The sequence below is a fragment of the Paracoccus thiocyanatus genome (assembly GCF_900156255.1).
GTDB classification, from domain to species: domain Bacteria; phylum Pseudomonadota; class Alphaproteobacteria; order Rhodobacterales; family Rhodobacteraceae; genus Paracoccus; species Paracoccus thiocyanatus.
In genome coordinates, this window is record NZ_FTMK01000007.1 from 24600 (window position 1) to 47131 (window position 22532).

The following is a 22532-nucleotide window of genomic DNA, read 5'->3' on the forward strand; positions in this document are numbered from 1 at the left end:
GGCTTGACCTTTGCCGCGGGCGGGCGCATGGCCGGAGTTCCAGCCGGGGAACCGCGCCATGCCCAACAATCGCCAGACGGGTCCGCTGATGGCCCCGGCAACCGCTTCGCCCGCCGTCCCGCCGCCCCTTGCCCGGCCCCGCAGCGAACGGCAGGGGACGGCGATCTTGCTGATCTGCGCCTCGGCGCTGATCTTTGCGGCGCAGGACGGCGTCTCGCGCCACCTGGGCAGCGCCTATCCGCCGATCTTCGTGGTCATGCTGCGATACTGGTTCTTCGCGGTCTTCGTGATCCTGCTTTGCGCCCGCGCGCCGGGCGGTCTGCGCCGCGCCATCCGCTCGAAACGGCCCTGGACGCAGGCCTTTCGCGGCGTGCTGCTGGTGGCCGAGGTCGTGGTCACGGTCGAAGCTTTCGTGCGGCTGGGGCTGATCAACACCCATGCGATCTTTGCCTGCTATCCGCTGCTGATCTCGGCGCTTTCGGGCCCGTTCCTGGGCGAGAAGGTCGGCTGGCGCCGCTGGGCCGCGGTCGCGGTGGGCTTTGCCGGCATCCTGATCGTGCTGAAGCCGGGCAGCGGCGTCTTTACCGCCGAGGCGGTGCTGCCCTTTGTCGGCGCCGCCATGTTTGCCGTCTATGGGCTGCTGACCCGGCTGGTGGGACGCGACGACCCCGCCATGACCAGCTTTTTCTGGACCGGCGTCGCCGGCGCCGGCGCCATCACCCTGATCGGCATCTGGCATTGGGAACCCATCGCGGGACGCGACATCCCCTGGCTCTTGGTGCTGTGCCTGACCGCGGTGGCGGCGCATTTCATGCTGATCAAGGCTTATGAACTGGCCGAAGCCTCGGCGCTGCAACCATTTTCCTATACGCAGCTTGTCTGGGTCAGCATCTTCGGCGTCCTGATCTTTGGCGAGACATTGGCCCCGAACGTCGCGGCCGGCGGCGCCATCGTGATCGGCGCGGGCCTGTTTACCTGGTGGCGCGCGCGCCAGCGCGAACGGGCCGGGCCGAACTAAGCGGGGCGTGGGCCGGGGTCGGCCCCAGCACCTCGGCCAGCACGCCGCCCGCGGCATAATGCGCCAGCCTGCGCGCCGGCATCAGCGGCCGGGCAGAGCTGGCCAGCCGGATCGGCGGCGGCGCGGGCGCAGGCTTCATCCCGCCCCCCGTCAGGTCCCAGCTTGGCACCAGCGGCACCGGCGCGCCCTTGATGCGGGCACGATAGATCGGCAGCGCCTCGGCCACGCGCATGACATAGTTGCGCGTCTCGTCAAAGGGGATCATCTCGACCCAATCGACCGGATCGACCCCGCCGCGCAAGTCGCCGAAATCGCCCAGCCAGCGCGCCGGCCGCCCCGGCCCGGCATTATAGCCCGCAGCGACCAGCGCGACCGAAGGCCCGAAGCGGTCGCACAGCCCCGCAAGATAGGCCGCGCCCAGCCGCGCGTTATAGGCGGCGTCGCGGGTCAGCCGCGCCTGTTCGAAGGGCTCGCCGACCTTGCGCGCCATGGATCGCGCGGTGTCGGGCATGACCTGCATCAGCCCCAGCGCCCCGGCATGCGAGGAAACCGTATGGTTGAACTCGCTTTCCCGCCGAGCGATGGCCATGACCAGTTCGGGCGGCAGGCCAAGCGCCGTGGTTTCCAGCCCTGTCAGCGGGAAATAGGCGGCCGGATAGACGACCCCCTTGGCCGCCGCCGCCTTGGCCAGCCGCAGCGCGTGCCAGGGCAGCCGCATTTCCAGCATCATCCGCGCCATGCGGCCGATATCCTCGGGCGCGGCGGTCTCGGCCAGGTGCAGGAAAAAGCGCGCGCCCTGGTCGGGCTCGCCCGCAGCGACCAGCCAGGTGCCGGCCTGCCAGACCGGATCGGCGCGCAGCGCGCTGCCGCGCCAGTCGGGCAGGCTGTCCGCGCCCGGCCCCGACAGCGCCAGCCCCGGCTGCATGGGCAGGCCCAGCCTTTCGGCGGCAAGCTGGCCATACCAGGCTGTCTGGTGTTCCGCGGCGCGTTCATAGGCGGCGCGGGCGCCGGTCCCGTCGCCGGCGGCCTCCAGCGCCCGGCCCTGCCAGTAATGGGCGCGCGACAGCGAAATCGGGCTTGCCACCGCCTGTTCCAGCGCCCGGAAATGCCGCAGCGCCCGATCCGGCGCGCCGCCACGCAAGGCGCCATAGCCGGCCAGCCATTCCAGGTCGGAAAAGGCATTCCCTTCCGGCGGCAGGAAATGCCCCGCCGCCAGTTTTTCGGCCAGCGCCCAATCGCCCTGGCGCAGCGCCAGGCGCGCATAATCGGCGCGCATGCCGGCCCAGGCGGCAGGGTCGCGCAACGCCTCGGCGCTGGTCGAGCGCTCCAGCATCAGTTCGCGCGCCAGATCCGGCATCTTGGCCCAGACCCGCCAGCGGAACCTGTCCAGCGCCAGGCCGGCATCGCCGCGCTGCGCCTCGGGCAGGGCCAGGATCAGCGCATCCACCCCCGCCTGGCCCGATTGCAGCGCCAGCCGCGCCCGCCCCAATGCCTGCGCCGGCGCCGTGGCCATGGGCAGCGCGACCTGCGCCGCCTGCCATTCGCCCCGGTCCAGAAGCCGCATCAGCCGCGCATCATGCAGCCCCGTAACCTGGGCGCCATGGACGGCCAGAAAGGCTTCGGCCTCGGGCTTGGTCAGCGCCTGCTTGGTCCAGAACCGCGCGATCTCGGCCCCGGCGGCCTGGGGGTCGGTCGCCTGCAAGGCCGCGATCAGCGCCATGGCGCCCTTCAGCGTGTCGGGGCGGCGGGGGCCGAACCATTCGATCACCTCGGCCGGCGGCAGGTCGCGGCGCAGCACCGCATCGCCGCGCTTCCACAACAGCGCCATGCCCGGCCAGTCCGCGTGGCGCCGGGCAAAATCGCGATATTCCGGCCAGTCGCCCTGTCCCGCCCGCAGCCGCTGCCAGGCGATCAGGTCGCGGGCGATGGGCCCCGAGGCTTCGGCCTCGACCGTGGCGGCGGTCCAGTCGCGCATCCCGGCCGCAGCCAGCGCGCGGGACAGATGCCCCGCATCCTCGGCCGCCGCCATCTGGCCAAGGCCCAGGGCCAGGCCCAGCACCGGCCCCAGAAGCCTTGCCATCAGCCTGTCGCGCAAAGGATACATCATGGCCGCCTTTCTGCGAGGTTCCGCCGTATGACGCAACTCACATCCTTGGCAATCCCCGCGCCCGGATGTAAGCCGCCCGCATAGGCAAATCAGGATACCCCCATGTTCAAAGGCTCGATGCCCGCGCTGGTCACGCCCTTCACCCCCGATGGGGAACTGGATCTTCCCGCGCTGGAAAAGCTTGTCGAGTGGCATGTCGAACAGGGTAGCCACGGGCTGGTGCCCGTCGGCACCACCGGCGAAAGCCCGACGCTGAGCCATGAGGAACACCGCCAGGTCATCGAACAGGTGGTGCGCCTGGCCGCCGGCCGCGTGCCGGTCATCGCCGGCGCCGGCTCGAACTCGACGCGCGAAGGCATCGGGCTGGTGCAGCACGCCCAGGCCGCGGGCGCCGATGCGGCGCTGGTGGTGACGCCCTATTACAACAAGCCGACCCAGGCCGGGCTGATCTCGCATTACACCGCCATTCACGACGCCAGCGACCTGCCGATCATCATCTACAACATCCCCGGCCGCTCGGTCATCGACATGACGCCCCACACCATGGGCGAACTGGCCCGGCTGCCGCGCATCATCGGCGTCAAGGACGCGACCGGCAAGCTGGAACGCGTCTCGATGCAGCGCGCCGCCTGCGGCAGGGATTTCGTCCAGCTCTCGGGCGAGGACGCGACGGCGCTGGGGTTCAACGCCCATGGCGGGGTCGGCTGCATCTCGGTCACGGCCAATGTCGCGCCCCGGCTCTGCGCCGAGTTCCAGGAGGCGACGCTGGCCGGCGACTATGCCACGGCGCTGGACTATCAGGACCGGCTGATGCCCCTGCACGAGGCCATTTTCCTGGAACCGGGCGTGGCGGGCGCGAAATACGCCATGTCGCGGCTGGGGCTTTGCAGCGACAGGGTGCGGCTGCCGCTGGTCGGGCTGACCGACCCCACCATGGCCCGCATCGACGCCGCCATGGCCCATGCCGGGCTGATCTGAACCGCGCATCAGGCCGGAACGAGAGGGGGCGGCTTTCCGCCCCTTTTTCATGGCTGGCCAGGCGGGGCTGCCGCGGCCGGGGGCTTTGCGCCCCCGGACCCCCGCAGGATATTTAAGCACGAAAGAAGCGAAAGCCCGCGCCGAGGCCCGCCCTCGCGGCTTCTTTCGTGTCCAAATATCCTGGGGGAGCGCGGAACGCGCGGGGGCAAAGCCCCCTGCAAGCGCGCCGCCTGCTAATCCCTGGCCTGCCGGTCGACGAAACTTTCCTTGTCCGGGTCGCAAAAGGTCGCCCAATCCTTGCCGGGCGCCGGGCGGGGCAGTTCGTCGCGGCTCCAGCCCAGGTGCATATGCGCCTTGGCGATGAAATAGCCGGTGACGGGCGCGGTCAGGAACAGGAACAGCGTGATCAGCAGTTCGTGCCAGGTCAGCACCCCGTGCCGCGCCGGAAACCAGATCAGCGAGGCGATCAGCACCGCCCCAACCCCCAGGGTCGCCGATTTCGTCGGCGCGTGCAGCCGGGTCATCGGGTCGGGCAGCTTGACCAGCCCGTAGGAGCCGACGAGGCCGAAGAACCCGCCCAGCACCAGCAGGACCGAGACGATGATTTCCGCGATCATGCCCGCCTCCTATTCGATGATGTCGCCGCGCAGGACGAATTTCGCATAAGCCACGGTCGAGATGAAGCCGACCATGGCGAACATCAGCGACGCCTCGAAATACATCGTCGTGCCCTTGTCGATGCCGAACAGCGTCAGAAGCGCGATCATGTTGATCGCCATGGTGTCCAGCGCCAGCACCCGGTCCGACAGGCCCGGCGCGAAGACCACACGGTAAAGGCAGAACAGCAGCGCCAGCCCAAAGCAGCCATAGGCGAAGTAAAGCGCATATCCGATCATTCGAAGATCTCCTTCAGCCGGGCCTCGTAGCGGGTCTTGATCTCGTCCAGCACCGCATCGGGGTCGGGGGCGTGCATGGCATGGACCAGCAGGGCGCGGCCGTCCTCGGACAGGTCGCAGCTGACCGTGCCGGGGGTCAGGGTGATGGTGGCGGCCAGGGCGGTGATCGCCTCGGGGTGGCGCAGGTCCAGCGGCACGGTGATCCAGGCCGGCTGAAGCGCGCGGCGCGGCATGAACAGCACGATCCGCGCCACGGTGAAATTCGCCCTGGCGATGTCCCACAGCACCATCATGAAATAGGCCGGGATCCGGTGCGCTGCGCGATAGCCGTTCGCGCCGGGCCAATAGGGCGCGGTGACCAGCGGCACCACCAGGCCGATGATCGCGGCAAAGACCAGCGAGCCCACGGCCCAGCGATTGACCAGGCCCATCCAGACCAGGACCAGCGCCAGCGACAGCCAGGGGTGGGGAAACAGGCGGCGGATCATTTCGTGCCCTCCTGCCCGTCCAGCACCGCCGCGACATAGGCGGCGGGGTCGTGGAGCTGCGCGGCCGTCGCCTCGGCCAGGCGCATGGCGGGACCAGCCCAGGCGGTCAGCGCGACGATGCCCGACAAGAGCAGCATCACCGAGGCCACGGCCAGCCAATTCGCCGGCGCATCGCCCAGATCCTGGATCGGCTCGTCAGGCTCCAGCTTGGGGCCGCCCGCAGCCGGCGGCGCCGGCGTGGAAGCGGGCCCAAGCGCCGCGCCTTTCCACAGCACGATCGAGCCGGCGCGCGACATGGCATAGATCGCCACCAGCGAGGTGATCAGGATGGTGGCCCAGATCCAGACCATCGCCGGCGCCGTCCCGCTGGCTTGCATCACCAGAAGCTTGCCGATGAAACCGGAAAACGGCGGCATGCCGACAATGGCGATGGCCGCGACGAAATAAAGCGCCGCGATCAGCCCGTGGTCCGGCATGGCCCGGTCCGACCGCAGCCACAGGTCGCCGCGGCGCGCGCCGATCATGTCCATGATCAGAAACAGCGCCCCGGCCGCCAGCGTCGAATGGACCAGGTAATAGACGGCGGCCGAGGTACCCTGCGGCGTGAACTGCGCCACCGCGATCATCAGCGTCCCGACCGAGCCGATTGCGGCGAAAGCCGCCAGCCGGCCCAGGTGGCGGGTGCCCAGGATGCCGGCCTGGCCGATGGCCAGGGTGAACAGCGCCGCCGGCAGCAGCAGGTCCGCCACCACGCTTTGCGTCACCGCATCCTGCGGAAAGACCAGGGTGAAGAAGCGGATGATGCCATAGACCCCCACCTTGGTCATGATGGCAAACAGCGCCGCCACCGGACCCGGCGCATTGGCATAGGTCGAGGGCAGCCAGAAATGCAGCGGCACCAGCGCCGCCTTGATCGCGAAGACCAGCATCAAAAGCACCGCGCCGGCGCGCAAAAGCGCGGTGTCCTCGGCCGGCATCTGCGCCACGCGTTGCGCCATATCAGCCATGTTCAGCGTGCCGGTGACCGCGTAAAGCACCCCCAGCGCCGCCAGGAACAGGGTCGAACCGGCCAGGTTGTAGGCGATGTATTGCACGCCTGCCCGCAGCCGCATTTCGCCGCCGCCATGGATCATCAAGCCGTAGCTGGCGATCAGCAGGATTTCGAAGAATACGAACAGGTTGAAGGCGTCGCCGGTCAGGAAGGCGCCGCAGATCCCCATAAGCTGGAACTGCCACAGCGCGTGGAAATGCCGGCCCTTGCGGTCCCAGCCCGAGCCGATGGCGTAAAGCTGCACCGCCAGGGCCAGCAGCGCGGTCAAAAGCAGCAGCAGCGCCGCCAGCCGGTCCAGCATCAAGACGATGCCAAAGGGCGCGGCCCAGTTGCCCAGGCGATAGACCTGGACCTCTCCGCCTGCCGCCAGCAGGTTGAGGTATAGCGCCACCCCGGCCAGGGCTGCGGTCGCCGCGGTCGAAAACACCCTTTGCAACAGCAGGTCGTGGCGCATCCACAGGATGATCAGCGGTCCGATGACCGCGGGCAGGACGACGGGGGCGATGATCAGGTGGCTCATGCGTCGCCATCCCCGGAGATGCGCTTGGCCGAACGGCTGCCGCCAGGCAGGCGGTCGGCCGCGGGCATGTCCACGCGGTCGTCGCCGCCCTCGATAAAGGCGCCGAGCGCCATCATCGCCACCACCGCGGTCATGCCGAAGCTGATCACGATGGCGGTCAGCACCAGCGCCTGCGGCAGCGGGTCGGTATAGGCCGCCGCGCCTTCGCGCAGGACCGGCGGCGCATTCACCACCAGCCGCCCGGTCGAGAACAGGAACAGGTTGATGGCATAGCTGAGCATGGTCATGCCCAGGACCACGGCAAAGCTGCGCCGGCGCAGGATCAGATAGACCCCCGCCGCGGTCAGCATCCCGATCGCGCTTGACAGCAGCAGTTCCATCAGCGCCGCGCCTCCTTGCTGGGGTCGATGTCCATCGGGTCAAGATTGGTGGTCCCGCCTGCCGCCCTGGCGATGCGCGACAGCGAATTGAGCGCCAGCATCACCGCCCCCAGCACGCACAGGAACACCCCCAGGTCAAAGCCCATGGCCGAGGCCAGCTCGAACTCTTCGAGCCCCGGCAGCTTGACATAGCCATAGGCCGAACTCAGGAAGGGCAGTCCCGCGAACCAGGCGCCGATGCCGGTCAGCCCGGCGGCGATGACGCCGGCGCCGATCAGGGCATGATAGTTGATCTTTTGCCGCTCTTGCGCCCAGGCAAAGCCCGAGGCCATGTATTGCGACACCAGCGCCACCGAAACCACCAGCCCGGCGACGAAGCCGCCGCCCGGCATGTTGTGGCCGCGCAGGAAGATGTAAAGCCCGACCACCAGCGCGATGGGCAGGACCAGCCGCGTCACCACCACCAGCATCAGCGGATGGCGGTCGCCGGCGCGGCGGCTGCCATGCACCCAGTTGCGCAGCCGCCGCCCGCTGGTGCCGGCCAGCAGCGTCTCGGTCAGGGCGAATATGGTCAGCGCGGCGATGCCCAGCACGGTGATCTCGCCAAAGGTGTCATAGCCGCGGAAATCCACCAGGATCACGTTGACCACGTTGTCGCCGCCGCCCAGCCTGTAGCTGTTGGCCAGCATGTATTGCGAAATGGACGGAAAGGCGAAATCGCTGCGCATGACGACATAGGCCAGCGCCGCGAAGCCCAGCCCCGCCAGCGTGGCGATAAAGGCATCGGCCGCGCGCTGGCGGTCGCGGCTTTCGATCGTGGTGAACTTGGGCAGGAAGTTCAGCGCCAGCAGCAGCAGGATCACCGTGACCACCTCGACCGAGATCTGGGTCAGCGCCAGGTCGGGGGCGGACAGGTAGATGAAGCTGACCGACACCATCAGCCCGATGATGCCGACCAGCACCAGCGCCAGGATGCGCTGGCGGTGAAAGGCCACCATGCAGCAGGTCGCCACCATCAGCAGCACCCAGCCGACCAGCGGCACCGGCTGGATGGGCAGCATCGGCCGGGCCGCGCCCTGCCAGCCCCCGGTCGAGAACGCCCAGAAGCCGCACAGCACCACGGTCAGCGTCAAGGCGGCAAAGGCGCGCGACATGGACCCGTTCGTCAGCCGGTCGGTCAGGAAGCCCGCCGCGCAGGTCGCCGCGCGGGTAGTGGCGTCGAAAAGGGCCTTGGCCTCGGGCCAGGCGATGGCGGCGCGCGCCGCCAGCAGGCGCCGGTTCAATGCCAGCAGCGCCGCCCCGCCGGCCAGCGCCACGACCGAGGCGATCAGCGCCGGCGTCACCCCGTGCCACAGCGCCAGATGCGGATGCTGGGCGGTCCCGGTGACGGCGCTGGCCGCGGCCGCGACCAGCCAGCCCGCCATGGCGTTGGGAAACAGCCCGATCAGCACCACCAGCACCGCAAGGACCCCCGGCGCAAACCACAGGCCGAAGCCCGGATCATGCGGCCGCTGCGGATAGTCTTCGCGCGCGGGGCCAAAGAACACCTGCCAGACGAAGCGCAGCGAATAGCCGACCGAGAACACCGCCCCCAGCGTCGCCATGGCGAAGACCAGGCCGGGATGGCCCTGCCAATCGGTCTGGCCCGCCTGCTCCAGCATGAGTTCCTTGGACAGAAAGCCGTTCAGCGGCGGGATGCCGGCCATGGACAGCGCGGCGATGGTGCCGATGACGAATGTCACCGGCATCAGCCGCCGCAGCCCGCCCAGCCGGGCGATAGAGCGGGTGCCGGCCTCGTGGTCGATGATGCCGGCGGTCATGAACAGCGCCGCCTTGAAGGTGGCGTGGTTGATGATGTGAAACACCGCCGCCACCGCCGCCGCCTTGGTGCCAAAGCCCAGGAGCATGGTGATCAGCCCCAGATGCGAGACGGTCGAAAAGGCCAGCAGCGATTTCAGGTCGTCGCGGAACAGCGCGATCCAGGCCGCCAGCACCATGGTCACAAGCCCGGTCGTGGCGACGATATAGAACCATTCCGGCGTGCCCGACAGCACCGGCCACAGCCGCGCCATCAAGAACAGCCCCGCCTTGACCATGGTCGCGGAATGCAGATAGGCCGAAACCGGCGTCGGCGCCGCCATCGCATGCGGCAGCCAGAAATGGAACGGGAACTGCGCCGATTTGGTGAATGCCCCCAGCAGGATCAGCAGCAAGGCCGGCAGGTAATACGGGCTGGCCTGCACCGCGTCCCGCGACGCCAGGATGTCGCTGATGTCGAAGCTGCCGGCGATATTGCCCAGGATCAGCATGCCCGCGATCATCGCCAGCCCGCCCATGCCGGTCACGGTCAGCGCCATGCGCGCGCCCTGCCGCCCCTCGGGCAGGTGCTTCCAATAGCCGATCAGCAGGAACGAGGACAGCGAGGTGAGTTCCCAGAACACCAGCAAAAGCAGGATGTTGTCGGACAGAACGATGCCCAGCATCGCACCCTGGAACAGCATCAGATAGGTATAGAACACCCCCGCCGGATCGCGTCTGGACAGGTAATGGCGCGCATAGGCGATGATCAGCAGCCCGATCCCCAGGATCAGGATGCCGAACAGCAGCGCCAGCCCGTCGATGCGGAAATGCACGTTCAGCCCCAGCGAGGGCAACCAGGCGAAGCGCGCGGTGATCACCTCGCCGGCCATGATCGCGGGGATGTGCAGGCCAAGCCCCAAAAGCGCGACCGCCGTGGCCGCCGCGCAGGCCAGGGCCGCGACATCGCGGCCCGAGCGGATCAGCAATCCGGGCAGCAGCGCGCCGATGAACGGAAGCGCGGCGATCAGTGCTGGCGACATTGTCCCTCGTCCTTCTTCGTTCCCCCCTGTTCGCGAGGGGGGGCGGCGATGTCAAGCAAATGACAAAGCAACTAGGCGATGTTCGCCTTTCGTGCTAACCCTTGGCCAAAACAAGGGAACAGGCATGAAGATCATCGGCATAGACCCTGGCCTGCGCAACATGGGCTGGGGCGTGATCGCGGTCGAGGGGCCGCGCCTGCGGCACCTGGACAACGGCATCGTCCATTCCGACGCAGGCGATCTGGGGCCGCGCCTTGCCGTGCTTTATCGCGGGCTTTGCGCGGTCATCGCCCGCCATGCCCCCGATGCCGCCGCCGTCGAGCAGACTTTTGTCAACAAGGACGCGCTTGGCACCCTGAAACTGGGCCAGGCGCGCGGCATCGCCATGCTGGCCCCGGCCGAAGCGGGGCTGGAAATCGGCGAATATGCCCCCAACGCCGTCAAGAAGGCCGTGGTCGGCGTCGGCCATGCCGCCAAGGAACAGATCCAGCACATGGTCCGCTTCATGCTGCCCGGCGTCGAATTCGCCGGGGCCGACGCCGCCGATGCGCTGGCTGTGGCAATTTGTCACGCTCATCACTTGCAGGGCCGCGCCCTGCGCATCAAGGCCAGCGCATGAGGGGCGGGAAATGATCGGACGCATCGCCGGGGTGATCCTGCATCGGGCGCAGGACCATGTGCTGATCGACGTGCGCGGCGTGGGCTATATCGTCCATGTCAGCGAACGCACCGCCGCCAGCCTGCCCGCCGCCGGCCAGGCGGTGGCGCTTTATACCGAATTGCTGGTGCGCGAGGATCTGTTGCAGCTTTTCGGCTTTCCGACGCTGCTGGAAAAGGAATGGCACCGGCTGCTCATCTCGGTGCAGGGGGTGGGGGCCAAGGTGGCGCTGGCGATCCTGGGCACGCTGGGGCCGGACGGGCTGTCGCGCGCGCTGGCGCTTGGCGACTGGTCGGCCCTGCGAAAGGCCCCCGGCGTCGGCCCGAAACTGGCGCAGCGCGTGGTGATGGAGCTGAAGGACAAGGCCCCGGCGGTCATGGCGCTGGGGGGCGCGCTGACCGTCGATCCCGGCCCGCTGCCCGATGCCGAACTGGTCGATACCGCCGCCCACGCGCCGGCCCCGACGCGTCCGGCGCCTTCATCGGCGCAGGCGACGGCGGATGCGCTCTCGGCGCTTGGCAATCTGGGCTATGCTCCGTCCGAGGCCGCCTCGGCCGTGGCCGAGGCCGCGGCACGGGAACCCGCCGCGCCGACCGCCGCGTTGATCCGCGCGGCCCTGCGGCTTTTGGCCCCCAAGGAGTAAGGACGATGACCGGAAACCTGCGCACCTTTGTCCTGATGGCCGCGCTGACCGCGCTGGTCATGGGCATGGGCTGGCTGATCGGCGGCCAGGGCGGCGCGGTGATCGCGCTGCTGGTCGCCGGGGCGGGCAATGTCTATGCCTGGTGGAACAGCGACAAGATGGTGCTGCGCCAGCAGGGCGCGCATCCCGTCACCCGCCAGCAGGCGCCCGAACTGGTCGATATGGTGGCGGCATTGGCGCAGCGCGCCGGCCTGCCGATGCCCAGGGTCTATGTGCTGGAAACCGAACAGCCCAATGCCTTCGCCACTGGCCGCAACCCGGAAAACGCCGCCGTAGCGGTGACGCAGGGCATCATGCGGGTGCTGAACCGCGACGAGCTGGCAGGGGTGATCGCGCATGAACTGGCGCATATCAAGCATCGCGACACGCTGATCATGACGGTGACGGCCACCATGGCCGGCGCCATCGCCATGCTGGGCAACATGCTGATGTTCTCCAGCCTGTTCGGCGGGCGCGACGACAATCGCGGCGGCGGGCTGGCGGCCATCCTGGCCATGGTGCTTGCGCCCGTGGCCGCGGGCATGGTGCAGATGGCGATCTCGCGCGCCCGCGAGTACGAGGCCGACCGCATCGGCGCCGAGATCTGCGGCCGGCCGATGGCGCTGGCCGGCGCCCTGGCCAAGATCTCGCGCGCGGCGGGCCAGGTGGTGAACATCCCGGCCGAAAGGAACCCGGCCGCCGCCAGCCTGTTCATCGTGAACCCGCTGCACGCCTTGCGCATGGACCGGCTTTTCATCACCCATCCCCCGACCGAGGAACGCATCGCCCGGCTGCAAGCCATGGCCGCAGGCGCGAGCGCCGGCCCCTGGGGCGCGCGATGAGCCAGCCCGACCCGATGCTGCGCCCCGAACCGCTGGAAAGCGACGGCGAGGACCGCGCGCTGCGCCCGCAGATGCTGGCCGATTTCGTCGGCCAGGCCGAGGCGCGGGCGAACCTGCGCGTCTTCATCGAAAGCGCGCGGATGCGCGGCAAGGCCATGGATCACACGCTGTTCCACGGCCCCCCCGGCCTGGGCAAGACCACGCTGGCGCAGATCATGGCGCGCGAGCTGGGGGTGAATTTCAAGATGACCTCCGGCCCGGTGCTGGCGCGGGCGGGCGATCTCGCCGCGATCCTGACCAACCTGGAAGCCCGCGACGTGCTCTTCATCGACGAGATCCACCGCATGAACCCGGCGGTCGAGGAAATCCTCTATCCGGCGATGGAGGATTTCGAACTGGACCTGGTGATCGGCGAAGGCCCAGCGGCGCGGACGGTGCGGATCGAGCTGCAACCCTTTACCCTGGTCGGCGCCACGACGCGGCTGGGTCTGCTGACTACGCCCTTGCGCGACCGTTTCGGCATCCCGACCCGGCTGCAATTCTACACGATCGAAGAACTGGACCTGATCGTGACCCGCGGTGCCCGGTTGATGAACATCCCCAGCGAACCCGAGGGCACGCGCGAAATCGCCCGCCGCGCCCGCGGCACGCCCCGCATCGCCGGCCGCCTGCTGCGCCGGGTCATCGACTTCGCCCTGGTCGAGGGCGATGGTCGGCTGACCCGCCAGATCGCCGATTCGGCCCTGACCCGGCTTGGCGTCGATCACCTGGGCCTCGACATGGCCGATCGCCGCTACCTGACGCTGATGGCCGAACATTACGGCGGCGGCCCGGTCGGGGTCGAAACGCTTTCAGCCGCGCTGTCGGAAAGCCGCGATTCGATCGAAGAGGTGATCGAGCCCTACCTGATGCAGCAGGGGCTGGTCGCCCGCACGCCGCGCGGCCGCATGCTGGCGCGGCTGGGCTGGCGGCATCTGGGCCTTGACGCCCCCCGCACGCAGGAAAGCCTGTTCGATGAATGACCTGGAAAGCCGCATCCGCACGAGCTTCGACCGCCAAAGCATGATGCGCACCCTTGGGGCGGTGCTGGCCCAGGTCGAGCCGGGGCGGATCACCATTACCGCCCCGATCCTGCCCACGGTGCTGCAACAGCATGGCGCGGGCCATGCCGGCCTGGCATTCAGCATCGGCGATTCGGCGGCCGGCTATGCGGCGCTGACCTTGATGCCCGGAGATGCCGAGGTGATGACGGTCGAGATGAAGATCAACCTGATGTCCCCCGCCACCGGCGACCGCCTGCTGGCCCAGGGCAGGGTCATCCGCCCCGGCCGCCGCGTCATGGTGGTCGCCGCCGATGTCTGGGCCGAGACCGGGGACACGCGCAAGCACGTCGCCATGCTTCAGGGCACGATGATCCCCGTCTGATCCTGCGGCCTTGCGCAGCGCGATCGCGGTCGCGGCCGGGGGCTTTGCGCCCCCGGACCCCCGCAGGATATTTCCACACGAAAGAAGCAGGCCGTCCCGCGCCGCCTTCTTTCGTGTCCAAATATCCTGGGGGAGCGCGGAACGCGCGGGGGCAAAGCCCCCTTTATCGCCGCCGCCTAATCCCGCGGCGGGGTGGAAAGCAGCCGGTCTTCCTGGGCGATGAAATGCTCGACCATCAGCCGCCACAGGCTTTCTGCCAGATCGGGGTCCAGCCGGTGCCGGCAAGCCAGGCGGCGGGCATTGGCGGCGACTTCCTCGACCCGGCCGTCGATGCGGGCGGGCAGGTTTTCGCGCAGCTTGATCTGCGCCGCCTCGTCGATCAGCGCCGAGCGCTCGGCCAAAAGCGCCACCAGCCGCGCATCCAGCGCATCGATGCGGGCGCGCAATTCGGGCATGGCCGAGTTCGGCGGCAGTTCGGGATCATCGCGGCTCATGCCCGTCCCATGCCCTACCCGGTCACCGGGTGCAAGCCCCGGCCAGGACAGATGCGCCGCGAAGGGCGGCTGCCATTTCACCGAAAAGCGGAACGGCTAGCCCGAATTGGCGTTTCAACTTGGTGAATAACGCAGTCCGGGGAAAGAGGGGGAGCGAGATGCAGACGGCCAGCCTGGTGATCAATCTGGGCTTTGGGTTGGGCCTGGCGCTGGGTGCGGCGGTGCTTGCGCTGCTGTGAGCCGCAGCCGCGTCTTTTCCTTCCCAAAACAAAAAAACTCCGAGACGCATCCCGGAGTTTTCCTGTTTCCGCCAGGGTTCAGCCCTGGGGCTGGGGCGCTGCGTCGGGCGCCGGCTTCGTCGCGCCGGCGCGGGGGATCGCCGTGACCGCCGGGATCGAGGATCCGGGCGTGTCATCGTCGCCGCCCAGGGTCTCGCCCCGGATCACGCGGCCGATATCCTCGCCGGTCAGGGTTTCGTATTCCAGCAGGCCCTTGGCCAGGCGCTCGAACTCCTCGGTCTTCTCGGTCAGGATCCGATAGGCTTCCTGGTAGCCCTCTTCGATCAGGCCGTGAACCTCCTGCTCGATCAGCTCCTTGGTGGCCGCCGAGACCGAGAAGCCGCCGGTATTGCCGGAATAGCCCTCATGCGCTTCGGCATAGTCGATATTGCCGACCTTGTCGGACATGCCCCAGCGCATGACCATGGCGCGGGCCAGTTGGCTGGCCTGCTGGATGTCGCCGGCCGGGCCGTTCGAGACCCCTTCCGCGCCGTATTTGATGATTTCGGCGGCCTTGCCGGCCATGGTCATGGCCAGTTTCTGCTTGGCTTCATCCTTGTGGTAGTTCAGCCGGTCCATTTCGGGCAGGCTGACCACCATGCCAAGCGCGCCGCCGCGCGGGATGATCGTCGCCTTGTAGACCGGATCGCATTTCGGCAGCGACAACCCGACGATGGCGTGGCCGGCCTCGTGATAGGCGGTCTTTTCCTTTTGCTCGGGGGTCAGGACCATGCTGCGGCGCTCGACGCCCAGCATGACCTTGTCCTTGGCGTTTTCGAAATCCTCCATGGTGACGAAGCGCCGGCCGATGCGCGCGGCCATCAGCGCCGCCTCGTTCACCAGGTTCATCAGGTCGGCCCCGGAAAAGCCGGGCGTGCCGCGGGCGATGATCCGCAGGTCCACGTCGGGACCGACCGGCACCTTGCGCGAATGCACGCCCAGGATCTTTTCGCGGCCCTTGATGTCGGGATTGGGCACATAGATCTGGCGGTCGAAGCGGCCGGGACGCAGCAGCGCCGGGTCCAGCACGTCCTTGCGGTTGGTGGCGGCGATGATGATGACGCCTTCGTTGGCATCAAAGCCGTCCATTTCCACCAGAAGCTGATTCAGGGTCTGCTCGCGCTCGTCATTGCCGCCGCCGATGCCGACGCCGCGGGCGCGGCCGACCGCGTCGATTTCGTCGATGAAGACGATGCAAGGCGCGGATTTCTTGGCCTGTTCGAACATGTCGCGGACGCGGCTGGCGCCGACGCCGACGAACATTTCCACGAAGTCGGAACCCGAGATGGTAAAGAAGGGCACCCCCGCCTCACCGGCAATCGCGCGGGCGAGCAGGGTTTTACCCGTGCCGGGCGGGCCGACCAGCAGCGCGCCTTTCGGGATCTTGCCGCCCAGGCGGCTGAATTTCTGCGGGTTGCGCAGGAATTCGACGATCTCTTCCAGCTCTTCCTTGGCCTCGTCGATGCCGGCCACGTCGTCAAAGGTCACGCGGCCGTGCTTTTCGGTCAAGAGCTTGGCGCGGCTTTTGCCAAAGCCCATGGCCCCGCCCTTGCCGCCGCCCTGCATGCGATTCATGAAGAAGATCCAGACGCCGATCAGCAGGATGAAGGGCAGCCACACCCCCAGCAGCGACATGAAGCCCGATTGCTGCTGGCGTTCGACCCGGACGTCGATGCCGCGGTCGACCAGGCGGCTTGCCAGCTCCTCGCCCTGCGGCCGGACGGTGGCGAGTTGCTTGCCGTCCTTGTCGGTGATGCCGACGTTTTCGCCGTCGATGGTGACGGCGGTGATTTCGTCCTTTTCCACCCGCTGGATGAAATCGGAATAGCTGATCTGGCGGCTGTTCATCTGGGCCGATCCGTCGCTGAACAGATTGAACAGCGCCAGGATCATCAGAAACAGCACGACCCAGAAGGCGATATTGCGCGCGTTGCCCAAAGGCATGTCCTCCGCGGGTAAACAGGCTTCCGACTGAAAATAGGGATTCCGGCGTCAGGTTCAATGCATATAGAGCAAAGCCCGGAATTCAGCCGCTCCGCGCAGCGGCTTTGCGCCGTAGCCGCAGGTGGGTTGCAGCACGGGCGCGGCGATCAGCCGCTCGCCCGCCCAGATGCCGGGGCTGGCCGCCGCTTCGTCCCGCGTCAGCCCCGCCAGGCGCCAGTCCAGGCCCGCCAAGGGCGCATGGCCAAGGGCGCGCACCTGTTGGCCGGGTTGCAAGCCGCGGATCTGCCAGCGCCGGTCCCAATGCGCATCGCCCCCCATGCCCGCCTGGCTTCTGGCCGCGGCCGCGGGTTCGCGGATCAGCCAAAGCCGGTCCGCCCGCGTTTCGGCAATCACCCCGTCCAGCGTCAGCCGCCCGCCGCCTTGCAGCACCGCCAGGGCATGCATGACCGGCTGGCGGCGGGGCGGATAGTCGCCGCCGCCGACAAAGCGCAGCCCTGCGACAAGAAGCCGCCGCCGGATCTCGGGCGGGGCGGTGCGAAAGGCGTCGAGCGGCAGGGCCAGCGAACCCGCGCGGCATTGCGCCCCCTGGGCCAGCAGGATGGCGAATTCGCATAGCGCATCCCGCGCCATGGCCAGATTCGCCGCCGATTGCGCCAGTTGCTGCATCGGCAGGTCCAGGGTCGAAAGGGCCTGGCGCAGCCGGACCCGCTGGAAATCCGCGTTGTCGTTCGAGGGGTCATCGCTCCAGCGCAGATCGCGCGCGGCCAGCCATTGGCGCAATTCGGCGCGGCCGACCTCCAGCAGCGGACGCAGCCATGTCACGCCAAGGGCCGCGCGCGCGGGGGCCATGGCGGAAAGCCCGTCCACCCCGGCGCCGCGGCCCAGCCGCATCAGCAGCGTTTCGGCCTGATCGTCCAGCGTATGGCCCAGAAGCACGGCGGACAGCCCGTGCCGCCGCGCCCAATCGCCCAGCAACCGCAATCGGGCCGAACGCGCCGCGGCCATCAGGTTGCCGCCCCCCTGTCGCGTCCAGCACAGGGTTTCATGGGGAATATCCAGGGCGGCGGCGGCCAGCCCGGCCTGCCGCGCCTCGTCGGCCGAGCCGGGGCGCAATCCGTGATCGACCGTCGCCGCCAGCAGCCGGGCGCGGCCCCAGCCATGGGCCAGATGCATCAAGGCGGTGGAATCGCCACCCCCCGACAGGGCGATGCCCAGAACGGGTTGGTCGCCGGCCAGCCGGTCCAGCGCGGCATGAACCCGCGCCGCAACCGGGTCAGCCATCCGCCATATCCGCCGCGGCCTCGGGGTCCATGCCCTCTGCCGGGGCGGCGGACGAGGCGTCGCAGCCGCTGTCGGCGATGCGCCGCTCGGCCTCGGCGGCCTGGGGCGCGGCGGGAAAGCGGGCCAGGATTTCCTGAAGATAGAAGCAGCCTTCCTGCGGGCCGGCCTTGGCCGACATGGCCCGCGACAGGCCCAGCAGCGCATCCGCCGCTTGCGGCCCGTTCGGGTTGGCGGCAAAGCTTTCCAGCCAGGCCACGCCCGCCCCGTCCAGGTCGCCGGCGGAATCCAGCGCCTGGCCGCGCAGGAACAGGGCTTGGGCGGTCAGCGGGCCGCCAGCATGGGTTTCGGCAATGGCCGCGAAGAGCTCCGCAGCACGACGAAAGTCACCTTGACCGAGCACCTCCTGGGCCCGGTCGAAATCCGCTTTTTCCGCCGCGGTGGCCGCCGTTCCGGCCGGGGCCGCGGGTTGCGCCAGGGCGCCTTGCTGATCGTCCGAAGGCAGCGGGCTTGCGCCGCCCTGCTGACCCAGCGCCGGCGTGGTCAAGCTGCCCAGGTCGCAGCCCTCTTCCATCTCGCAAAGGCGGAACTCGATGTCGCCGATGCGGGTGGTGCCGTCCTTGACGATACGGTCGATGCGGTTTTGCAACTGCTCGGTCTGGCCGGTCAGCTGCGCCAGCCGCGCCTCCATGGCGTTCATCCGGTCGATGGCGCTGTCGCCGCCCGCCGCCGCGAAACCGGCCGGCCCCGATGCGACAAGCTGCGCGCGCAGGCTTTGCAGATCGGCGGAAAGCTGGCTCAGTTCGGTGCGGATATCGGCCAGGGTCTGCGCGTCCTGCGCCGTCGCAGGCCAGGCCGCCAGCGCGAAGCCGGCGGCAAGAAGCAGCCCCCTTGGACGCCAGCCGGCCATCACATGCCCGCCCCAGGGCTGACCACCGTCACGGCGCGGCGGTTCTTGGTAAAGCATTCCTCGGTCGAGCAGATCGCCAGCGGGCGTTCCTTGCCATAGCTGACGGTGCGCAGCCGGCCGGGCGCGATGCCTTGCGAGATCAGGTATTCCTGCACCGAATTGGCCCGGCGCGCGCCCAGGGCAAGGTTGTATTCGCGGGTTCCCTGCTCATCGGCATGGCCTTCGACCACGGCGGCGAAGCCCTGGTTCTGGTTCAGCCAGCCGGCCTGGTTGGCCAGAATCACCCGCGCCTCGGGCGTCAGGGTGGACTGGTCCAGCGAAAACAGGACGGTATCGCCGACGCTGGCCTTGAAATATTCCGCCGTGCCCGGCAGCGCGCTGGCGCCGACCCCGCCCAGACCGCCTGCCCCGGCATAGGGGTCCTGGATCCGCATGTCCTGCGCCGGCCGGGCGCAGGCCGCCATCGCGAGAATGGCACCGATCGCGGCAATTTTCATCAAAGCTTTCATTATCCTGTCCATCTCACGCGCTTCAGGGCAGCAACGGACCCCAGTCGGGGTCCGAAGCCGCGCCATTCATCTTGACCGGGCGCATGTTGCGCCCCGTGATGTCCACCGAATGCAGGCGCGGCTGGCCGTCGCCGCCCGGCGTCACCCGCGTGAACATCACGACTCGCCCATTGGGGGCCCAACTCGGGCCCTCGTCAAGGAACGATTCCGTCAGCATTTTCTCTTCCGACCCGTCGGTGCGCATCACCCCGATATGGAACTTGCCGCCGACCTGCCGGGTAAAGGCGATCATGTCGCCGCGCGGCGACCAGACCGGGGTGCCATAGCGCCCCTCGCCAAAGCTGATCCGCCGTGGCTCGCCACCATTCGCGCCCATGACGTAAAGCTGCGGCGTGCCGGAACGGTCGCTTTCAAAGACGATCTGCTTGCCGTCCGGGCTGTAGCTGGGCGAGGTTTCGATTGAAGGCGCATTGGTCAGCGCCCGCTGCGCCCCGGTCGCCGCGTCCATCTGATAGATGTCGGAATTGCCGCTTTTCTCCAGCGAATAGACGATCCAGCGCCCGTCGGGTGAAAAGCGCGGCGAAAAGCTCATCGTGCCCTGCTGGCCCGCGCCAAGCTGGCGCACGGCCAGCGAATTCACGTCCATCACCATCGCCTGCGGAAAGCCGGTGGCATAGCTGGTGTAAAGCAGCCGCGAGCCGTCGGGCGAGAAGCGCGGCTTCAGCACCAGCGTCGCATCGTCGGTCAGCCATTTCACGTTGGCGCCGTCGTAATCCATGATGCCGATGCGCTTGCGGCGCGCGTCCTTGGGTCCGGTTTCCTGGACAAAGGCGACGCGGCTGTCGAAATAGGGCCCCTCGCCGGTCAGCCGCGAATAGACCTGGTCGGCCGCTTTATGCGCGGCGCGGCGCCAGTTGCCGGTCGCGGCGTCGAACTGCATCCCGTCGCCCAGCGGCTGGCCGGCAAAGACGTCGAACAGGCGGAACTTGACGACGACCTTGCCGCCCTCGACCTTGACCGAGCCGGTGATCAGCGCCTGGGCGTTGATCGCCTTCCAGTCCTCGTAGCTGACCGGCGCGTCAAAGCTTTCGGGGCGCGCGATATGGGCGCTGGCCGGGATTTCCCGGAACAGGCCGGTGCCGGTCAGGTCGGCGGCGATCAGGTTCTGCACCTGCGCCAGGTATTCGCCCGCGCCGCCTTCGTCATGGAAGCGCGCGATGGCAAACGGCATCGGCTCGATCACGCCGTCGGTGATTTCGATCCGCAGCGGCCCGTCCTGCGCCAGCACCGGCGCGGCAAGCCCAAGGCCCGCAAGGGCCATGACAGAGGTCAGCAGAAATTTTCGCAACATGTTTCGCCCTCGTGAGGTCTTGGTTGCAGGATAGAGCGTCGCACCGAGAGATGCCATGCGGGATGCCATGTCACTTGACCCGCGCGCCGCCGCTGGCGTTGAAGTCGATGATGACGTCCTTCCAGCGGTTGTATTTTTCCGGCGGCAGCTTGTAGCCGCCCTTTTCGCACATCAGGATCGCCCGGCGCGCGGCCTCGTAAGCCTGTTTCGCCGCCGCGTCCGAGCCGCCGTCATGGCCGATCATCCGCAGCGAGCCCTTTTCCACCGTCCCGTCCGGCGCCATCGCGAACTGCACCGAAACCGTGGTCCGGCTGGCCTCGGTCGAAAGCGAGCCGCGGTTCCAGCACTGTTCGACCGCGACGCGGAAGCCGTCCTTTTCGCCCTGCGACAGCGGGGGTCCGCTGGCGGCTGCCCCGCCGCCGCCCGACCCGCCCGAGCCCTGGTCCTGCATCGCCTCGGCCAGCGCGGCCTGCTTGGCGGCCTCGGCGGCCTTGCGCTCGGCCTCGGCCTGTTCGCGGGCCTTGGCTTCGGCCGCGGCTTTCTCGGCCGCCTTCTTCTCGGCGGCGGCTTCCTCGGCGGCGGCCTTCTCGGCCGCTTCGGCTGCGGCAAGCCGGCGGGCGCGGGCCTCGGCCTCCTCGGCCTTGCGGGCGGTTTCCGCCTCGGCCTGGGCCTGGGCCTCGCGGCGTTCTTCCTCGGCGCGTTCCTCGGCGGCGCGGCGGGCGGCAGCCTGCTCGGCCTTGGCGGCGGCGGCGCGCTCGGCTGCGGCCTCGGCCTGCTCACGGGCCAGCAATTCCTCGCGCTGGCGGGCGGCCGCCGCGGCCTCGCGGCGGGCCTGCACGGCCTCGGCCAGCCCTTCGGGGCGGCCGCGAGGACGCGAGGATTCGGCCGGGGCCAATGCCGAACGCGGCGGGATCGGCGCCGGAGATTGCGCCTGCGCCGGGCTGCGGACCGGGTCGGGGCGGTCCGATGCCTGCGGCAGCGCCGCCAGATCCACGCTGTTTTCCGGCTCGGCCGGGCGCGGCGCATCGGTCGCCACGGCGACGGGCCGGTTCGGCGTCTGGAAATCCGACAGGTCCGGCCGCGCTTCGGGCCGGGACGGGGGCGTGGACAGTTCCGCCGCCTGGGCATCGGGGGCGGGCGGGCTGACCGCCTCGACCTCGCCGGGGCGGTTTTCGTCGGCAGGCGCGCGCGGCTGCGCCGGGATGGTCGCGGCGGCGTCGGAAACCGGGCCGCGCCCGGCCGCGGCGGCGGCCAGCGACTGGAACTCGGCCTCGGACATGGTCGCGACCTCGGCCATGCGCACGGCCTCCAGCGGCTGCGGCCGGAACAGCGCGCCGCCGACCAGCGCCGCGCCCAGCAGCCCGGCATGGGCCGCGCCCGAAATCCAAAAGCCGATGCGTTCCGCCCGGTCCATGGCCTAGCCGTCCGCGCCCGCGTCCATCCGCGGCCCACCGGCCTCGGTCACCAGGACGATGTTGTTGAAGCCGGCCGCGTTCAGCGCCCCCATGACCTGCATGATCCGGGCATAGGGGATCGCCCCGTCGGCGCGCAGATAGATCTTGTCGCTCTGCCGTTCGGCCGCGACGGCGCGCAGCCGGGTGACAAGCTCGTCTTCCGGGACTTCGCTGGTCATGACCAGGATCGGCCCCTCGGGCGTGACCGAGACGCTCAGCGGCTCCTCTGGCTCGGCGGGCACGGCCTGGGCTGCGGTCTTGGGCAGTTCCAAGGGCACCCCCACGGTCAGAAGCGGCGCCGCCACCATGAAGATGATCAGCAAGACCAGCATCACGTCCACGAAGGGGGTGACGTTGATTTCCGCCATCGGCTGGCTGCGGGTGCGGCCCCTGCCCTGGCGCCCACGCTTGACGATCCCCGCGCCCATC

At 68.9% G+C, this 22532-nt stretch carries 22 protein-coding genes; 7 read left to right on the forward strand and 15 right to left on the reverse strand.

Annotated features, from left to right (window positions below; genetic code table 11):
• The first annotated feature begins 58 nt into the window (after positions 1 to 58).
• On the forward strand, positions 59 to 1018 hold the full coding sequence (locus F3H32_RS06955; protein WP_149765211.1) for a DMT family transporter: 960 nt from the start codon (positions 59 to 61) through the stop codon (positions 1016 to 1018).
• Here F3H32_RS06955 and F3H32_RS06960 read toward each other — a convergent pair.
• Positions 972 to 3125 (reverse strand): lytic transglycosylase domain-containing protein, encoded by a 2154-nt coding sequence (locus F3H32_RS06960; RefSeq protein ID WP_223191363.1) that lies wholly within the window; start codon positions 3123 to 3125, stop codon positions 972 to 974. The two genes, F3H32_RS06955 and F3H32_RS06960, sit on opposite strands and share 47 nt — an antisense overlap.
• Before the next feature lie 102 nt (positions 3126 to 3227).
• Between F3H32_RS06960 and dapA the strand changes: the two genes are divergently transcribed.
• Complete coding sequence (dapA, locus tag F3H32_RS06965; RefSeq protein WP_149765212.1) at positions 3228 to 4103, forward strand: 4-hydroxy-tetrahydrodipicolinate synthase; 876 nt, start codon at positions 3228 to 3230, stop codon at positions 4101 to 4103.
• Between the two features lie 233 nt (positions 4104 to 4336).
• Here the strand turns inward: dapA and F3H32_RS06970 are convergent, their stop codons facing one another.
• The 6 genes from F3H32_RS06970 to F3H32_RS06995 are packed head-to-tail and all read right to left on the reverse strand — an operon-like array spanning position 4337 to position 10278.
• Positions 4337 to 4720, reverse strand: coding sequence for a Na+/H+ antiporter subunit G (locus F3H32_RS06970; protein ID WP_115756062.1), 384 nt, complete (start codon positions 4718 to 4720; stop codon positions 4337 to 4339).
• Between the two features lie 9 nt (positions 4721 to 4729).
• Positions 4730 to 4999 (reverse strand): K+/H+ antiporter subunit F, encoded by a 270-nt coding sequence (locus F3H32_RS06975; RefSeq protein WP_147427671.1) that lies wholly within the window; start codon positions 4997 to 4999, stop codon positions 4730 to 4732.
• Entirely contained in the window at positions 4996 to 5487 is a 492-nt protein-coding gene (locus F3H32_RS06980; protein ID WP_149765213.1) for a Na+/H+ antiporter subunit E, read from the reverse strand. The genes F3H32_RS06975 and F3H32_RS06980 overlap by 4 nt, the downstream gene beginning before the upstream one ends.
• Positions 5484 to 7058 (reverse strand): monovalent cation/H+ antiporter subunit D, encoded by a 1575-nt coding sequence (locus F3H32_RS06985; protein ID WP_149765214.1) that lies wholly within the window; start codon positions 7056 to 7058, stop codon positions 5484 to 5486. Before F3H32_RS06985 ends, F3H32_RS06980 begins: the two co-directional genes overlap by 4 nt.
• The gene (locus F3H32_RS06990) at positions 7055 to 7438 is read right to left on the reverse strand and encodes a Na+/H+ antiporter subunit C (protein ID WP_149765215.1); all 384 of its coding nucleotides are present in this window, start codon (positions 7436 to 7438) and stop codon (positions 7055 to 7057) included. The genes F3H32_RS06985 and F3H32_RS06990 overlap by 4 nt, the downstream gene beginning before the upstream one ends.
• The gene (locus tag F3H32_RS06995) at positions 7438 to 10278 is read right to left on the reverse strand and encodes a monovalent cation/H+ antiporter subunit A (RefSeq protein WP_149765216.1); all 2841 of its coding nucleotides are present in this window, start codon (positions 10276 to 10278) and stop codon (positions 7438 to 7440) included. Before F3H32_RS06995 ends, F3H32_RS06990 begins: the two co-directional genes overlap by 1 nt.
• Positions 10279 to 10402: 124 nt before the next feature.
• On the opposite strand from F3H32_RS06995, the gene ruvC reads away from it, so the two are divergent.
• Genes ruvC through F3H32_RS07020 form a run of 5 tightly spaced genes read left to right on the forward strand, consistent with a single transcriptional unit; the run spans position 10403 to position 13885 of the window.
• Positions 10403 to 10897, forward strand: a complete 495-nt coding sequence (gene ruvC / locus F3H32_RS07000) for a crossover junction endodeoxyribonuclease RuvC (protein WP_149765217.1) — start codon at positions 10403 to 10405, stop codon at positions 10895 to 10897.
• 10 nt (positions 10898 to 10907) lie between these two features.
• A complete protein-coding gene (gene ruvA, locus F3H32_RS07005; protein WP_149765218.1) occupies positions 10908 to 11579 on the forward strand; it encodes a Holliday junction branch migration protein RuvA in 672 nt (223 codons plus the stop codon).
• 5 nt (positions 11580 to 11584) lie between these two features.
• Positions 11585 to 12460: a zinc metalloprotease HtpX gene (htpX, locus tag F3H32_RS07010; protein WP_149765219.1), complete on the forward strand. Its 876-nt coding sequence runs from the start codon at positions 11585 to 11587 to the stop codon at positions 12458 to 12460.
• Positions 12457 to 13482, forward strand: a complete 1026-nt coding sequence (gene ruvB / locus F3H32_RS07015; protein WP_149765220.1) for a Holliday junction branch migration DNA helicase RuvB — start codon at positions 12457 to 12459, stop codon at positions 13480 to 13482. The genes htpX and ruvB overlap by 4 nt, the downstream gene beginning before the upstream one ends.
• Positions 13475 to 13885, forward strand: a complete 411-nt coding sequence (locus F3H32_RS07020) for a PaaI family thioesterase (RefSeq protein ID WP_149765221.1) — start codon at positions 13475 to 13477, stop codon at positions 13883 to 13885. The genes ruvB and F3H32_RS07020 overlap by 8 nt, the downstream gene beginning before the upstream one ends.
• A 176-nt stretch (positions 13886 to 14061) precedes the next feature.
• Here the strand turns inward: F3H32_RS07020 and F3H32_RS07025 are convergent, their stop codons facing one another.
• From F3H32_RS07025 to F3H32_RS07060, 8 genes are all read right to left on the reverse strand, one after another.
• Positions 14062 to 14379 carry a chorismate mutase gene (locus tag F3H32_RS07025; RefSeq protein ID WP_149765222.1) on the reverse strand — a complete coding sequence of 106 codons (318 nt, stop codon included), beginning with the start codon at positions 14377 to 14379 and terminating at the stop codon, positions 14062 to 14064.
• Between the two features lie 317 nt (positions 14380 to 14696).
• Positions 14697 to 16595: an ATP-dependent zinc metalloprotease FtsH gene (gene ftsH / locus F3H32_RS07030; RefSeq protein WP_115756064.1), complete on the reverse strand. Its 1899-nt coding sequence runs from the start codon at positions 16593 to 16595 to the stop codon at positions 14697 to 14699.
• A 60-nt stretch (positions 16596 to 16655) separates the two neighbouring features.
• Positions 16656 to 17882: a tRNA lysidine(34) synthetase TilS gene (tilS, locus tag F3H32_RS07035; RefSeq protein WP_149765223.1), complete on the reverse strand. Its 1227-nt coding sequence runs from the start codon at positions 17880 to 17882 to the stop codon at positions 16656 to 16658.
• A complete protein-coding gene (locus F3H32_RS07040) occupies positions 17875 to 18789 on the reverse strand; it encodes a tetratricopeptide repeat protein (protein ID WP_149765224.1) in 915 nt (304 codons plus the stop codon). The genes tilS and F3H32_RS07040 overlap by 8 nt, the downstream gene beginning before the upstream one ends.
• Positions 18789 to 19298, reverse strand: coding sequence for a peptidoglycan-associated lipoprotein Pal (pal, locus tag F3H32_RS07045; protein WP_188128612.1), 510 nt, complete (start codon positions 19296 to 19298; stop codon positions 18789 to 18791). Before pal ends, F3H32_RS07040 begins: the two co-directional genes overlap by 1 nt.
• 22 nt (positions 19299 to 19320) lie before the next feature.
• A complete protein-coding gene (gene tolB / locus F3H32_RS07050; RefSeq protein WP_394349612.1) occupies positions 19321 to 20631 on the reverse strand; it encodes a Tol-Pal system beta propeller repeat protein TolB in 1311 nt (436 codons plus the stop codon).
• An 88-nt stretch (positions 20632 to 20719) separates the two neighbouring features.
• Positions 20720 to 22063 carry a cell envelope integrity protein TolA gene (gene tolA, locus F3H32_RS07055; protein WP_149765227.1) on the reverse strand — a complete coding sequence of 448 codons (1344 nt, stop codon included), beginning with the start codon at positions 22061 to 22063 and terminating at the stop codon, positions 20720 to 20722.
• Between the two features lie 3 nt (positions 22064 to 22066).
• Positions 22067 to 22531, reverse strand: coding sequence for an ExbD/TolR family protein (locus tag F3H32_RS07060; RefSeq protein WP_115754773.1), 465 nt, complete (start codon positions 22529 to 22531; stop codon positions 22067 to 22069).
• Position 22532 lies beyond the last annotated feature (1 nt).

Excerpts from the sequence above, each read along its gene's own strand:
- F3H32_RS07020 (WP_149765221.1), top strand. The coding sequence starts at position 13,475 with ATGAATGACCTGGAAAGCCGCATCCGCACGAGCTTCGACCGCCAAAGC.
- F3H32_RS06970 (WP_115756062.1), bottom strand. The coding sequence starts at position 4,720 with ATGATCGCGGAAATCATCGTCTCGGTCCTGCTGGTGCTGGGCGGGTTC.
- tilS (WP_149765223.1), bottom strand. The coding sequence starts at position 17,882 with ATGGCTGACCCGGTTGCGGCGCGGGTTCATGCCGCGCTGGACCGGCTG.
- F3H32_RS06995 (WP_149765216.1), bottom strand. The coding sequence starts at position 10,278 with ATGTCGCCAGCACTGATCGCCGCGCTTCCGTTCATCGGCGCGCTGCTG.
- ruvB (WP_149765220.1), top strand. The coding sequence starts at position 12,457 with ATGAGCCAGCCCGACCCGATGCTGCGCCCCGAACCGCTGGAAAGCGAC.
- F3H32_RS06955 (WP_149765211.1), top strand. The coding sequence starts at position 59 with ATGCCCAACAATCGCCAGACGGGTCCGCTGATGGCCCCGGCAACCGCT.
- tolA (WP_149765227.1), bottom strand. The coding sequence starts at position 22,063 with ATGGACCGGGCGGAACGCATCGGCTTTTGGATTTCGGGCGCGGCCCAT.
- dapA (WP_149765212.1), top strand. The coding sequence starts at position 3,228 with ATGTTCAAAGGCTCGATGCCCGCGCTGGTCACGCCCTTCACCCCCGAT.
- ruvA (WP_149765218.1), top strand. The coding sequence starts at position 10,908 with ATGATCGGACGCATCGCCGGGGTGATCCTGCATCGGGCGCAGGACCAT.
- F3H32_RS07060 (WP_115754773.1), bottom strand. The coding sequence starts at position 22,531 with ATGGGCGCGGGGATCGTCAAGCGTGGGCGCCAGGGCAGGGGCCGCACC.
- F3H32_RS07025 (WP_149765222.1), bottom strand. The coding sequence starts at position 14,379 with ATGAGCCGCGATGATCCCGAACTGCCGCCGAACTCGGCCATGCCCGAA.
- F3H32_RS06980 (WP_149765213.1), bottom strand. The coding sequence starts at position 5,487 with ATGATCCGCCGCCTGTTTCCCCACCCCTGGCTGTCGCTGGCGCTGGTC.
- F3H32_RS07040 (WP_149765224.1), bottom strand. The coding sequence starts at position 18,789 with ATGGCCGGCTGGCGTCCAAGGGGGCTGCTTCTTGCCGCCGGCTTCGCG.
- F3H32_RS06960 (WP_223191363.1), bottom strand. The coding sequence starts at position 3,125 with ATGATGTATCCTTTGCGCGACAGGCTGATGGCAAGGCTTCTGGGGCCG.
- htpX (WP_149765219.1), top strand. The coding sequence starts at position 11,585 with ATGACCGGAAACCTGCGCACCTTTGTCCTGATGGCCGCGCTGACCGCG.
- ruvC (WP_149765217.1), top strand. The coding sequence starts at position 10,403 with ATGAAGATCATCGGCATAGACCCTGGCCTGCGCAACATGGGCTGGGGC.
- F3H32_RS06985 (WP_149765214.1), bottom strand. The coding sequence starts at position 7,058 with ATGAGCCACCTGATCATCGCCCCCGTCGTCCTGCCCGCGGTCATCGGA.
- F3H32_RS06975 (WP_147427671.1), bottom strand. The coding sequence starts at position 4,999 with ATGATCGGATATGCGCTTTACTTCGCCTATGGCTGCTTTGGGCTGGCG.
- pal (WP_188128612.1), bottom strand. The coding sequence starts at position 19,298 with ATGAAAGCTTTGATGAAAATTGCCGCGATCGGTGCCATTCTCGCGATG.
- F3H32_RS06990 (WP_149765215.1), bottom strand. The coding sequence starts at position 7,438 with ATGGAACTGCTGCTGTCAAGCGCGATCGGGATGCTGACCGCGGCGGGG.